General features: G+C 68.8%; 9 protein-coding genes. 8 read left to right on the top strand and 1 reads right to left on the bottom strand.

The window, feature by feature from the left end; genetic code table 11:
* Window positions 1–99: 99 nt before the first annotated feature.
* Window positions 100–270 carry a hypothetical protein gene (locus ACG04Q_RS12420; protein ID WP_394511237.1) on the bottom strand — a complete coding sequence of 57 codons (171 nt, stop codon included), beginning with the start codon at window positions 268–270 and terminating at the stop codon, window positions 100–102.
* Window positions 271–1,400: 1,130 nt separating this feature from the next.
* Between ACG04Q_RS12420 and ACG04Q_RS12425 the strand changes: the two genes are divergently transcribed.
* From ACG04Q_RS12425 to ACG04Q_RS12460, 8 genes are all read left to right on the top strand, one after another.
* Window positions 1,401–4,463 (top strand): TonB-dependent receptor, encoded by a 3,063-nt coding sequence (locus tag ACG04Q_RS12425; RefSeq protein ID WP_394511238.1) that lies wholly within the window; start codon window positions 1,401–1,403, stop codon window positions 4,461–4,463.
* Between the two features lie 160 nt (window positions 4,464–4,623).
* Window positions 4,624–6,192 (top strand): tryptophan halogenase family protein, encoded by a 1,569-nt coding sequence (locus ACG04Q_RS12430; protein WP_394511239.1) that lies wholly within the window; start codon window positions 4,624–4,626, stop codon window positions 6,190–6,192.
* Window positions 6,193–6,370: 178 nt separating this feature from the next.
* Window positions 6,371–7,066, top strand: a complete 696-nt coding sequence (locus ACG04Q_RS12435; protein ID WP_394511240.1) for a SapC family protein — start codon at window positions 6,371–6,373, stop codon at window positions 7,064–7,066.
* Between the two features lie 4 nt (window positions 7,067–7,070).
* Window positions 7,071–8,045 carry a cupin-like domain-containing protein gene (locus ACG04Q_RS12440; protein WP_394511241.1) on the top strand — a complete coding sequence of 325 codons (975 nt, stop codon included), beginning with the start codon at window positions 7,071–7,073 and terminating at the stop codon, window positions 8,043–8,045.
* Window positions 8,046–8,059: 14 nt separating this feature from the next.
* Window positions 8,060–10,291 carry a DUF6445 family protein gene (locus ACG04Q_RS12445; RefSeq protein ID WP_394511242.1) on the top strand — a complete coding sequence of 744 codons (2,232 nt, stop codon included), beginning with the start codon at window positions 8,060–8,062 and terminating at the stop codon, window positions 10,289–10,291.
* A 32-nt stretch (window positions 10,292–10,323) separates the two neighbouring features.
* The gene (gene hemC / locus ACG04Q_RS12450; protein ID WP_394511243.1) at window positions 10,324–11,250 is read left to right on the top strand and encodes a hydroxymethylbilane synthase; all 927 of its coding nucleotides are present in this window, start codon (window positions 10,324–10,326) and stop codon (window positions 11,248–11,250) included.
* Window positions 11,247–11,990 carry a uroporphyrinogen-III synthase gene (locus ACG04Q_RS12455; protein WP_394511244.1) on the top strand — a complete coding sequence of 248 codons (744 nt, stop codon included), beginning with the start codon at window positions 11,247–11,249 and terminating at the stop codon, window positions 11,988–11,990. Before hemC ends, ACG04Q_RS12455 begins: the two co-directional genes overlap by 4 nt.
* A gap of 16 nt (window positions 11,991–12,006) precedes the next feature.
* Window positions 12,007–13,146, top strand: coding sequence for a uroporphyrinogen-III C-methyltransferase (locus ACG04Q_RS12460; RefSeq protein WP_394511245.1), 1,140 nt, complete (start codon window positions 12,007–12,009; stop codon window positions 13,144–13,146).
* Window position 13,147 lies beyond the last annotated feature (1 nt).

A 13,147-nucleotide genomic window follows, 5' to 3' on the forward strand; every position in this document is an offset into this window, starting at 1 on the left:
TGAAGTGGCGGGATTCAAAAAGGTAACGAAGTTACCGAAATATGACTCTAGCAGTTTCTTCTTCGGGCGGGCCCGGCCGGCGTCGTGTTGTTGCTCGAGTTACAGCTCGCCCGTCGCGGGCACGGAGCTGTCGGTCAGCATGTTCAGGACGGCGACGATGTCGGCCGCGTCCTGCGGCGTGAGCGCCGGCTGCTCGCCAGCGCGCCGGAGTGGGGCGCCTTGCTCCAGGTTGGCGCGACAGGCCGCGGGCAGGTCGTTGATGCGCCGCACCTGGCCGCCGCGACCGGGTACGGGTGCGCCGGGTCGGTGTCGCGCGTGGCGTAGAAGGCCGCCGCGTCTTCAAGCGTCGCGAAGCTCGCGTTGTGGAAGCACGGCGCGGTTACGGCCGCGTTACGCGGCGACGGTGTGCGGAACAGGCCACACAGCTCGGTGCGGTCGGCCAGCTCGGTGCGGCCGCAGCGCCCCAGCCCGAAGAGCGCAGGGTTCGGGTGGCGCGCGATTGCTGTCACTCCAGCGTCCACCTGCTGCTGTACGCACGTCGGATTCATCGACGACCTGCAGGCGCAGGACGGCGAGCACCTGTCGCGGCTGATGAACGCAGCCGAGTGCGACCTGGCCCGGCGTGGCGAGTTGCCGCGGGATTGCCGGTCCGTGCTGGGGGTGTGCTGCTGCCCCAGCCTGGATGGGCTGGAGCAGCCTGGATGGGCTGGATGTTTGCCGCGCTTCGCGTGCGTTCAGCGCGCGCCCATCCTCCTCAACAGCTTGCGCGGGCGAACTGGACCGACTGCTGGGGGCGGGCGACTATGAATATGTCTGCGGACCGCTCAGTCCGCCGGAGGTGGTGGCGCGTATGGGCTTGGTGGCGACATCGCGGGACATGCGCTGTGGGGATGGGCGGGCGGTGCCGTGCGTCTTGCGCGGGCGGGGGCGTGATGGCCACGCGATGTTGGCCTGGTGTGCCCTGGTGATTGCCCGTAGTCGTTGCGTTTTCGCCATCGCTGCGGGCGTCTCGCAAACCTGATTGCAACGATAAACGGAATCGACTATCGTTGACAGCGTTGTCAATTCATTGCCGGGACGGTTGTTTTCAATCGGCGCGACCATGCGCTGAGATCGCTACCAATTCTGGTTCGGAAAGTCGTGTAGCTTTGCACTTCCTGTTGCGGCGCTGCACGTCGCCCGGGCGCTTCGGCGGGTGTTGCGAATTGCGCTAAGTCACTGCTGCAACTCGCGTAAACCCCAGCTGAACAGGGGTGGGCAAAAAAATACAGTACGTCAGGCAACTGAGGTGACAGCCCTGTCCAAAGGCTGGTTGTTAACGCTACCAGCGTCTGGTATCAACAAGCCGCCGCCAGCGCCACCCGGCGCGAGCGCCTGGTTCAAAGCAAGCAAGGAGACAAATGAAACACCCCCAGATTTCCAAGTTCCGGCGTCAGCCCGCTCACGCGCGCCTGAATCCCGTGGCGCTGGCCTCGACGCTGGCGCTGCTGACGGGCGCCGGCGCCGTCCAGGCTCAGCAGGCCGCTGCGGCGACACCGAATCAGTCGCTGGAGACGGTTGTCGTCACGGGCATTCGCAAGTCCCTTGACAGCGCTGTCACGCTCAAGCGCGAGTCGCGCGGTCTGGTTGATGGCATCGTGGCCGAGGACATCGGCAAGTTCCCCGACACCAACCTCGCCGAGTCGATGCAGCGCATTGCCGGCGTGTCCATCGACCGCAACAACAGCGGCGAAGGCTCGAAGGTCACGGTTCGTGGTGTCGGCCCGGAATTCAACATGGTGCTGTTGAACGGGCGGCAGATGCCGACGTCGTCCGGCGGTGCACGTGCCTTCGACTTCGCCAACCTGGCTTCCGACGCGGTTTCCGCGCTGGAGGTGTACAAGACCGCCCGCGCCTCGTCGCCGACGGGTGGTATCGGCGCCACCATCAACGTCAAGACGGCCCGCCCGCTGGACGTGCGCGAGCGCATCGCCAGCATCGGTGTCAAGGTCAATTCGGACGCATCGGTCTCCCGCCTGCCCGATGAGATCAAGGGCGACAAGCTCACGCCTGAAATCTCCGGCCTCTACAGCGACGCGTTTGCCGACCGCACGATCGGCATCGCGATCAACGGCAGCTATTCCAAGCGCAACTCGGGTTCCAACAACGCGTTCACCGGCAACGGCTGGCAGACGCAGCCCATCACGAACGGCACTGCAGGTACCGCGTACGACGGCGTACCGGCCAGCAACCTGAAGAACTTTCCCACCAGTGGCTTCGTCACGCACACGAACGACGTGCGCTATCGGGTGACCAACCTGGAGCGAGAGCGCCTGAACGGTCAGGCCGTGCTGCAGTTCGCGCCGTCCAAGGCCTTGAAGTTCACGCTGGACCACACGCTGGCCATCAACAGCGTCAAGTCGCGCGCCATCGAGAACTCCGCCTGGTTCGGCCCGTCCTACTCGGGCCCGCTGAACGGCGCGCCGCCGACGACGTTCGTCAGGACGGGCGATGTGTCCGACCCCATCATCCAGACCGCCACCTGGGACGGCACGCACGACTACGCGATGTACGCGGCCCAGTTTGCGACCAAGACCAAGCTGAACTCCACCGGTTTCAATGCGGCCTGGAAGGTCAGCGAGGCGCTGAACATCGAGCTGGATGCTCACTCGTCGAAGTCCAAGACCAGCCCGGACAGCCCCTACGGTTCCAACAGCGTCATCGACCTTGCACTGTTCAATCAGGGCAATACGACGATGTACTACGACCAGAAGTTCCCGGTCATGAGCTCGCCGGGTCTGGCGTACGACTCCAACAAGACCACCGTCACGGGTTCGCAGTTCCAGAACGACTTGTCCGACCAGAAGGTCGATCAAGTGCAGTTGCATGGCACCTATCGCCTGGGTACTGACGACAAGCTGCTGGCGGGTCTGGGTTTCACCAAGCTGAACAACCGCACGGCCAGCGTCAACAACTTCCACGGCGACTGGGGCGGCATCGGTCCTCAAGGCTCGTTCAAGAACGTGAACGTGTCGCAGTACAGCCTGCCCAGCTTCTTCAGCCGGATTCCGGGCAGCGGCGACTCGCGCCAGTTCCAGACGTTCTTCGTGCCGGACTTCGACGCCCTGCGTGCCCAGGCCATCAAGAACGCGCAGTCCTTCCGCCCGACGTCGCTTGGCGCCGGCGCTCCGCTGACCAAGGCAGAGGCCGAAGCCTACTTCTCGCCGCTGCCGGACTACACCAGCGGCAGCGACTGGCGGACCACCGAGAAGTCCACCTCGCTGTATGGCCAGTGGGACCACTCCTTCGACACCGAGATGCCGATGAACCTGTCGGTGGGCCTGCGCTATGAGCGGACCAAGATCGAATCGTCGTCGCAGGTCACCTCCTACTCGGGCACCAACTGGTACGCGGAAAACGAGGTGTCCCTGACGGGCGGCACCAGCACCTTCGGCACGAAGACCGGCAGCTACAAGTACTTCCTGCCGAGCATCGACTGGGACATGGACGTGACGTCCAACCTCAAGGTGCGTGCCAGCTACGGCGTCAACATCGGCCGCCCCAACTTCGGCGACATGCTGGGCGGCATCAGCCTGAACCCCAACTCCGGCCGCTACAACATCCACGGCAGCGGCTCGACCGGCGACCCGGCGCTGAAGCCGCTGAAGTCCAAGAACCTGGACCTGTCTGCCGAGTACTACTACGCCAAGTCGTCGTATGTGGCTGCCGGCGCCTTCTACAAGAAGGTGACGGACTTCTTCAGCAAGAAGGTCGTCCAGGCCACCTTCGCCGGCCTGAACCAGCCCGCCAGCGGCCAGTACTACGACGCCGCCCGTGCTGCGGGCATCGCCGCCGACAAGCCCAAGCTGCTGCGCAACTACATCTTCCAGAACTACAACGGCCGTCCGGGCGTGAAGGTCACGGACGCCAGCGATCCGACCTTCCTGAAGGGCGACATCCTGGGATCGGTTGCCGGCGCCCAGCCGCTGGTGTTTGACATCACCACGCCGTCCAACGGCGATGGCGACACCATCAAGGGCCTGGAGTTGAACTTCCAGCACATGTTCGGGTCCACCGGCTTCGGTGTCTCGGGCAACTACACCTTCGTCAGGAGCGGCCTGAAGTTCAACAACAACAGCAGCAGCACGAGCACGCAGAGCGGTCTGGTGGGTATCAGCGATTCCGCCAACCTGGTCGGTTTCTATGAGAACGACGTGTGGTCCGTTCGCCTGGCCTACAACTGGCGCGACGAGTTCCTCGCGGCTCGTGTGAACGGCGACGCCAACGACCCGGTGTACACCGAGCCGTTTGGTCAGGTCGACGCGTCCATCGGCTACAAGTTCGGCAAGAACCTGACGTTGCAGGTGGACCTGCTGAACCTGAACGACGGCTACATCCGCCAGCATGGCCGCAGCAAGAGCGAAGTCCTGTCCAACGTGCAGACCGGCCGCCGTTACCTGATTGGTGCTCGTTATCGCTTCTAAGCGATGAGCACCACCGCCCGGTGATCGCCCCCCGCGGGGCGTGCCGGGTGGCCGATCTTGGCCGAGGCGGGCGTGCTGCGCCCGCCTCGGCCATGTCTGTTTGTACAAGTCCTGGGCGTTTGCGGCCTGCCACGCAGCCGCAAGGGCCATACTTTCCCGGATGAATCTCGAGGTGACAGCGGTTCGGCGCATCGTGGTGCTGGGGGGCGGTTCGGCAGGCTGGTTGACCGCCGCGACGCTGGCTGCGGAGCTTGGCGGTGAAGGCCCTGACGGGCTGCAGATCACGCTCATCGAATCCCCCGACATGCCGTCCATCGGCGTGGGCGAGGGCACCTGGCCGACGATGCGCGCCACGCTGCAGCGCATCGGGCTCAGCGAGGTCGAGCTGGTGCGCGAGTGCGACGCCGCGTTCAAGCAGGGCTCGCGCTTCGACGGCTGGCTGCATGGCGCCGCCGGTGCCGAGGGTGACCGCTACTACCACCCCTTCACGCTGCCCCACGGCTGGGGCGACGTCGAACTGGCGAGCGCGTGGCTGCAGGGCGGCCGCGAGCTGCCGTTCGCTGCCAGCGTGGGCGCGCAACCGCATCTCTGCGATGCCTTTCTTGCGCCCAAGCAGACGACGACGCCCGAGTTCGGCGGCGTCATGAACTACGGCTACCACTTCGACGCCGTCAAGCTGGGCCATCTGCTGCAGCGACACGCGACCGTCAAGCTGGGCGTGCGCCATGTCGTCGACCACGTCGCCGCCGTGCGATCGCACGAGAACGGTGACATTGCCGCGCTGAGTACCCGCTCGCACGGCGACATTGACGGCGATCTCTTCATCGACTGTTCCGGCCTGGCCAGCCTGCTGCTGGGCCAGCACTACGGCGTCGCGCTGCGCTCCGAGAAGGACGTGCTGTTCAACGACAGCGCGCTGGCCGTGCAGGTACCGCACGCCGACGCGCAGGCGCCGCTGGCCTGCGCCACCGTCTCCACGGCCCACGTCGAAGGCTGGACCTGGGACATCGGCCTGCCCACGCGGCGCGGCATCGGCCTGGTGTTCTCCAGCAGCCACACGGACGATGCCGCTGCCGAGCGCGCGCTGCTCGCGCATCTGCGGCGCAACGGGCTCTCGCTCGGCAACGCGACGCCGCGCCTGCTGCGCTTCAACCCCGGCTATCGCGAGCAGTTCTGGCACCGCAACTGCGTCGCCGTCGGCCTGTCTGCCGGCTTCATCGAGCCGCTGGAGGCGTCGGCGCTGGCGCTGGTTGAACTGTCCGCGGCCTTCATCCGCGACGAGATGCCGGCCCGCCGCGCGGACATGGACCTGGTGGCCCGGCGCTTCAATGCGGCCTTCGCCTACCGCTGGGCGCGCATCATTGATTTCCTGAAGCTGCACTACGTGCTGAGCCGCCGTGACGACAGCGCCTACTGGCGCGAGCACCGCGCGGCCGCTACGCAGCCCGACTCGCTGCGCGAGCTGCTGCAGCTGTGGCACCACCGTGCGCCGTCCCGCAATGATGTCGACCGCGCCGAGGAGGTCTTCCCGGCGGCGAGCTACCAGTACATCCTCTACGGCATGCAGTTCGAGCCCGCGCTGCGGGCGCTGCGCGCCGACCGGCTGGCTGCGGCGCGCTCCAGTCTGAAGGACGTGACGACAATCACCCGGCGCTTGCTCGGCGGCCTGCCCCGCCACCGCGAGCTCATCCAACACATCCGCGCGCACGGCATGCCGCCGGCCGCCTGAGAGGGTGAAAGCGAATCCAACATGCCCGCCTTGCCGCCCCAAAGCGCCCCACTCGTCGTTGCAAATGCTCGCCGTAGCCCGAGCTACGGCTGCGCTTTGCGCCTAGATTGGGGTGCTTTGGAGCGCCCCTTCGGGCACGCCGGACTCCCTCTCACCCTCTGACCACTGACGAGACCTCATGCCGCAACTGCTCAACAACATCCAGCACAAGGACGTGCGCGTCATCACCCAGCGCGGCGCGCAATGGGGCGACGACCTCATGTCGGCCCCCATCACGGTCGACGAGTTCCGCAAGGTCCAGGCGCATTACCCCATCGTCTTCCAGCCCGACGGCAACGGCAGCTTCGCGCCGGCGGCGCTGTTCGGCCTGCAGGAGGGCGACAACCTGTTCCTGGACGGGCAGGGCTGGGATGCCGACTACCTGCCGCTGTCGGTGCAGCGCCTGCCGTTCTCCATCGGCGTCGCCGACGGTGAGCTGCGCATGATGATCGACATGGACAGCAAGCGTGTCAGCCAAGGCGCGGAAGGCGAGGCCGTGTTCCTGCCTCACGGCGGCATCACCGACCTCACCGAGAACGCCAACGCCGTGCTGCGCGCGCTGCACGAAGGCCTCGAGGCCACGGCCGACTTCGTGCAGACGCTGGTGCGCTACGAGCTGCTGGAGCCCTTCGTGCTGGATGTCGAGCGCCCTGACGGCTCGCATGGCCAGCTGACGGGCTTCTACTTCATCCACGAGGAGCGTCTTGCCGGGCTGGACGCGCAGGCCGTGGGCCTGCTGCATCAGGCCGACTACCTGCAGCCGATCTACATGGCCATCGCCTCCGTGTCCAACTTCCGGGCGTTGATCAAGCGCCACCTCGCCCGCGGGGCCTGATCGCATGAGCGCCCACGCACTCGGTGACGTGCCGGCCGACGTGCTGCGGTCCACGCAGCCCGTGGTGCTGCGCGGGCTGGTCGCGCACTGGCCGATGGTGCAGGCGGCGCGGCGCTCCGACGCCGAGTTCTGCGACTACCTGCGCGGCTTTGGCGCCGCCAAGCGCCTGCTGGTGTGGCGAGGCTCGGCGGACATCGGGGGGCGCTTCTTCTACAACGACGACCTCAGCGGCTTCAACTTCGAGCGCCAGCGGAGCACGCTGGAGGTGGTGCTGGGCGAACTGCTGGCCGGCTCGCCCGATGCCCTCTACGTCGGCTCGACCGAGATCGACGCTGCCTTCCCCGCGCTGCGGCGGCACAACGACCTGCCCGTGCTGGCCGGCTTCGACCCGATCGTGAGCCTGTGGCTGGGCAACCGCATCCGTGTGGCGCCGCATTTCGACCTGCCCGACAACATCGCCTGTGTCGTCGCCGGGCGGCGCCGTTTCACGCTGTTCCCGCCCGAGCAGGTGGGCAACCTCTACATCGGCCCGCTGGACCTCACGCCCGCAGGCCAGCCCATCAGCCTCGTCGACCAGGCGCATCCCGACCTGGATCGCTTCCCCCGCTACGCCGAGGCGCTGCGGCATGCCCAGGTGTTCGAGCTGGAGCCCGGCGATGCACTTTTCCTGCCCAGCCAGTGGTGGCATGGCGTCGAGTCGCTGGACGCTGTCAGCGGGCTGGTGAATTTCTGGTGGCGCCAGTCCCCGCCCTACATGGACACGCCGTTCAACGCGCTGATGATGGCGTTGCTGACGCTGCGTGACCTGCCGCCGGCGCAGCGCGACGCCTGGCGCGCGCTGTTCGACCACTATGTGTTCGATGCCAACGCCGAAACCGCCGCGCACATCCCGCCCGCTGCCCGCGGCCTCCTGAACCCCATCAGTGACCACGGCGCGCGCCAGGTGCGCGCGCTGCTGCTGAGCCGACTCAACCGATAAGCGCGCCGCCGCCCATGAACACGCAATCTGCGCCCAAGCCCGTCAAACGCGTCGTCATCGCCGGCGGCGGCACCGCCGGCTGGATGGTCGCCGCCGGCCTGTCCAAATGCCTGGGCAAGCAGGTCGACATCCGGCTCGTCGAGTCCGAGGAGATCGGCACCGTGGGCGTCGGCGAGGCCACCATCCCGACGCTGCACATCCTTCACGAGATCCTGGACCTGGACGAGAAGGAGTTCATCCAGGCCACGCAGGCCACCTTCAAGCTGGGCATCAGCTTCGAGAACTGGCGCAACGTCGGCGAGGACTACTTCCACTCCTTCGGCAAGACCGGCCAGGGACACTGGACGGCGGGCTTTCACCACTTCTGGCTTGAAGGCCGCCGGCGCGGCCTGGCCAGCAGCTACGGCGACTACTGCCTGGAGCTGCGCGCGGCGATGGACAAGCGCTTCGCGCTGCTGCCAGACAACGGCATCAACTACGCGTACCACTTCGACGCGACGCTGTACGGCCAGTACCTGCGTCGCTTTGCCGAGAACCTCGGCGTGCAGCGCCTCGAAGGCAGGATCGCGCAGGTTCAGCAGGATGCCGACAGCGGCTTCCTCACGGGCCTGCAGCTGGCCGACGGCAGGCTGGTGGAGGGCGACTTCTTCATCGACTGCACCGGCATGCGCTCGCTGCTGCTGGGCGAGACGCTGGGCGTGCCGTACGAGAGCTGGTCGCACTGGCTTCCCTGCGACAGCGCGCTGGCCGTGCAGACCACCCGCGTCGGCGAGCCCGTGCCCTACACCCGCTCCATCGCCCATCCCTGGGGCTGGCAGTGGCGCATTCCGCTGCAGCACCGCGTCGGCAACGGCGTCGTCTTCAGCAGCCGGCACGTCAGCGACGACGAGGCCAAGGCCGCGCTGCTGGCCAATGTCGAGGGCGAGGTGCTGCGCGAGCCGCGCGTCATCCGCTTCACGCCGGGTCAGCGCGAGCGGGTCTGGGAGAAGAACTGCGTCGCCATCGGCCTGTCCAGCGGCTTCCTGGAGCCGCTGGAGTCCACCAGCATCCACCTGATCCAGAAGGGCCTGACGCGGCTCGTCGAGCTGTTCCCCACCGACGGCGTGCGCCAGAGCGACATCGACGAATACAACCTGCAGACGCGCGACGCCATCGAGGTCGTGCGCGACTTCATCATCCTGCACTACCACGTGACGAACCGCGACGACTCCGCCTTCTGGCGCGGCTGCCGTGACATGGCCGTGCCGCCGCTGCTCGCCCACCGCATCCAGCACTTCCGCGACACGGCGCGCATCATGCTGCGCCAGGGCGAGCTGTTCGCCGAGAACTCCTGGGTGCAGGTGATGCTGGGGCAGGGCATCGCACCCGCCAGCCATCACCCCATCACGCGCAACATGGACGACCGCGCGCTGGGCGAGTTCCTGTCCGGCATCCGCAAGGACATCACCCGCACGCTGATGAAGCTGCCCACGCACCAGCAGTTCATCGACCGGTTCTGTCCTGCGCCTCATGCCGACGTCCAGGGCGGCACAGCCGCGCTGCGCATCAACCCGGACGCCCGCGTGGAGGTGATGACGCTGGCCGACGGCGCGCGCGTCTTCATCGTCGACGACTTCGCGCAGGACCCCGACGCGCTGGTCGCGCTGCTGCAGGCCGACCAGCAGCGCTTCAGGCCCGTGCCGGGCCATCCCTACCCCGGCCCGCAGCTGGGCCTGCCCGACAGCATGCTCGCCGAGCTGGACGCGTTCTTCCGCCAGCGCCTGGGCGGCGCGCTGCAGCTGGGCGCGCCGCTGGGCGCGATGGCGCGGTTCTCGCGTGTCGTGCAGGACCCCGCCACGCTCGACGCCCGCCAGCGCATCTGCCACCGCGACGACTCCGGCATGGCCGCCGACGAGACCGTGGCCGCCGCGGTGCACTATCTCTTCAAGGACGAGCAGCTGGGCGGCACGGTGTTCTTCCGCTCGCTGATGTCGGAGGCCGACACCGCGCGCCTGCGGCACGACGCCGACGTGCTGGACGCCAGCGCCTTCGGCGACAAGTACGGCCTCGCGCCCGGCTACATGACCGAGAGCAACCGCTACTTCGAGGTCATCGGCCGCGTGCCTGCGCGCTGGAACCGCGCCATCTTCTACGACGGCGCCATCTTCCATTCCGGCGACATCCGCTGGGCCGCCGCCCGCGCGGGCTACCTCGCCGACCCCGGCCGGCTGACGCTCAACGCGTTCTTCAAGAGCCGCAAGCGCTGAGGCCGCGCGCCATGGCCTCGATAATCGTCGCCATGACCACCTCCATCACCATCGCCACGCGCGAGAGCCGCCTGGCGTTGTGGCAGGCCGAACACGTGCAGGCCCGTCTGGGCCGCGAGCTCGGCATCACCGCCACGCTGTTGGGCATGACCACCCGCGGCGACCAGATCCTCGACCGCACGCTGTCCAAGGTCGGCGGCAAGGGCCTGTTCGTGAAGGAACTGGAGACCGCGCTGGCCGAGGGCCGCGCCCAGCTGGCCGTGCACTCGCTGAAAGACGTGCCGATGGAGCTGCCGGAGGGCTTCACGCTCGCGGCAGTGCTGGAGCGGGAAGACCCGCGGGACGCCTTCGTGTCCAACGACTATGCCTCGCTGGCCGAGCTGCCCGAGGGAGCCGTTGTCGGCAGCTCCAGCCTGCGCCGCGTGACGCAGCTGCTCAGCCTGCGGCCCGACCTGCGCGTGGAGCCGCTGCGCGGCAACCTCGACACCCGGCTGCGCAAGCTCGACGAGGGCGGCTACCACGCCATCGTGCTGGCCGCCGCCGGCCTCAAGCGCCTGGACCTGGCGCACCGCGTGCGCGCGGTGTTCGAGGTCGAGCAGATGCTGCCCTGCGCCGGACAAGGCGCGCTGGGCCTGGAGATCCGCGCCGACGACGCCGCGCTGGCCGAGGCGCTGGCCCGGCTGGCGCACACGCCCACGCAGCTGGCCTGCGAGGCCGAGCGCGCCGTGTCCCGCGCGCTGGGCGGCAGCTGCAGCGTGCCGCTGGCGGCGCATGCGCGGTGGCAGGGCGGCACGCTGCGGCTGACCGCGGCGCTGGGCCATGCCGAGGCGCACACCTCGCCGCTGCTGCGCGCCGAGGCCGCCGGCGATGTGACCGACGCGGCCGGCGCCCGTGCGCTGGGCCAGCAGGCCGCCGCGCAGCTGCGCGAGCGCGGCGCCGGCGCCTACCTGCCCGGATGACCACCCTCATCGTCACCCGGCCCCGCCCGCAGTGCGAGGCCTGGCTGGCGCGGCTGGCGGCCCTGGGCGTGCAGGCGAGGGCGCTGCCGCTGATCGAGATCCTGCCGGCCCGCGACGGCGCGCCCGTGCGGGCGGCCTGGGCCGCGTTGGCCGCCACGGGCCTGGCCGTCTTCGTCAGCCCCAATGCCGTCGAGCAGTTCTTTGCGCGCGCTGGCGGTGCGGCCTGGCCCCCGCACACGCTGGCCGCCTGCGTGGGGCCGGGCAGCGCGCAGGCGCTGGCCTCTCACGGCGTGCCGGCAGCGCTCATCGTCCAGCCTGCGGCGGACGCCGCCAGCCTGGACTCCGAGCACCTGTGGCAGCAGCTGGCCCCGCGGCGCGACTGGGCCGGCGCCCGCGTGCTGCTGCTGCGTGGCGACGGCGGCCGTGAATGGCTGGCCGAGCGTCTGGCCGAGGCCGGCGCGCGGGTGGAGGCGGTCACCGTCTACCACCGCAGCGGCCCGCACTTCGACGCCGCCGAGCAGGCGCTGCTGGCCGACGTGCTGGCCCGGCCGGCTGCCCATGCCTGGCTGTTCAGCAGCGCCGAGGCCGTGGGCCACCTGCAGGGCCTGCCGCTGGCCGGCCAGCGCGCCATCGCCACCCACCCACGCATCGCCGAGGCTGCCCGCGCCGCCGGATTTCATCCTGTGGTTTTGGCGCGACCCGACCCCGAAGCGGTGACGCAGGCCCTGAAAGCCCTCTGACAGAATCCGTCGCACTGTGACCGAGCCGATTACCGCTGTTGTTCCCGCGGCCGAGCCCGCGGCCCCGCCGCCCCCCGCCCCCCACTCGCTGCCGGCCTGGCTCCCCTGGCTGCTGGCGCTGCTGGGTGCGGCCGTGCTGTTGTGCGTCGTGCTGGCCTGGCAGAGCCTGTCGCGCCAGCAGTCGCTGGAGCAGGAGCTGGTGCGCCGCCAGGAGACCAGCCACGCCGAGGCGACCGAGGCGCGGCTGGCCGCCAAGCAGTCGGCCGACCTGGTGCGTGACACGGCCGCCAAGGTTTCGCTGCTGGAGGCGCGCCTGGCCGAGGTGGCGCTGCAGCGCGGCCAGCTCGAAGAACTGATCCAGTCCATGTCCCGCTCGCGCGACGAGAACGTCGTCGGCGACATCGAGGCCGCCATCCGCGTGGCGCTGCAGCAGACGCAGATCACCGGCAGCGCCGAGCCGCTGGTGGCCACGCTCAAGCAGGCCGACGAGCGCCTGCTGCGCTACAAGCAGCCGCGGCTGGAGGGCGTGCGCCGCGCCGTCGCCCGCGACCTGGACCGCGTGAAGGCCGTCGCCACCGTCGACGTCTCCACGCTGACCATCAAGCTCGACGAGGTCGTGCGCATGGCCGACGAGCTGCCGCTGGTGTCCGGCGGCGACGCAGCCGCCACGCCGCGCGAGGAGCGCCGCGCCGATGCCGCGGCCAAGGAGCGCGAGCGCGCGCTGCAGCTGCAGCGCGAGCAGGCCGCCGCGGCCGCCGAGGGTCGCATGTCGCTGTGGTGGTGGCAGGCCACGCAGCAGCTGTCCAGCTGGACCGGCCTTGCCTGGGGCGAGGCGAAGACGCTGCTGCGCGTGACCCGCATCGAGCACCCCGAGGCCGCGCTGATCTCGCCCGACCAGAGCTTCTTCCTGCGCGAGAACCTCAAGCTGCGCCTGCTCAACGCGCGCCTGGCGCTGCTGAGCCGCCAGTTCGACACGACGCAGTCCGACCTGCGCGACAGCCAGGAGATGCTCAGCCGCTACTTCGACACGCGCTCCCGCAAGGTCGCCAGCGTCGCCGAGCTGCTGCGCCAGGTGGCCGGCCAGGCCCGCCAGGTCAGCGTGCCGCGGCCGGATGACACGCTGGCCGCGCTGACTGCTGCCGCTGCGGGGCGCTGAT

The sequence above is a fragment of the Pelomonas lactea genome (genome assembly GCF_043555885.1).
In the GTDB taxonomy this organism is placed as follows: domain Bacteria; phylum Pseudomonadota; class Gammaproteobacteria; order Burkholderiales; family Burkholderiaceae_C; genus Pelomonas; species Pelomonas lactea.

Coding starts and splice junctions, on each gene's coding strand:
- ACG04Q_RS12425 (WP_394511238.1), top strand. CDS start 1,401: ATGAAACACCCCCAGATTTCCAAGTTCCGGCGTCAGCCCGCTCACGCG.
- ACG04Q_RS12430 (WP_394511239.1), top strand. CDS start 4,624: ATGAATCTCGAGGTGACAGCGGTTCGGCGCATCGTGGTGCTGGGGGGC.
- ACG04Q_RS12435 (WP_394511240.1), top strand. CDS start 6,371: ATGCCGCAACTGCTCAACAACATCCAGCACAAGGACGTGCGCGTCATC.
- ACG04Q_RS12440 (WP_394511241.1), top strand. CDS start 7,071: ATGAGCGCCCACGCACTCGGTGACGTGCCGGCCGACGTGCTGCGGTCC.
- ACG04Q_RS12445 (WP_394511242.1), top strand. CDS start 8,060: ATGAACACGCAATCTGCGCCCAAGCCCGTCAAACGCGTCGTCATCGCC.
- hemC (WP_394511243.1), top strand. CDS start 10,324: ATGACCACCTCCATCACCATCGCCACGCGCGAGAGCCGCCTGGCGTTG.
- ACG04Q_RS12455 (WP_394511244.1), top strand. CDS start 11,247: ATGACCACCCTCATCGTCACCCGGCCCCGCCCGCAGTGCGAGGCCTGG.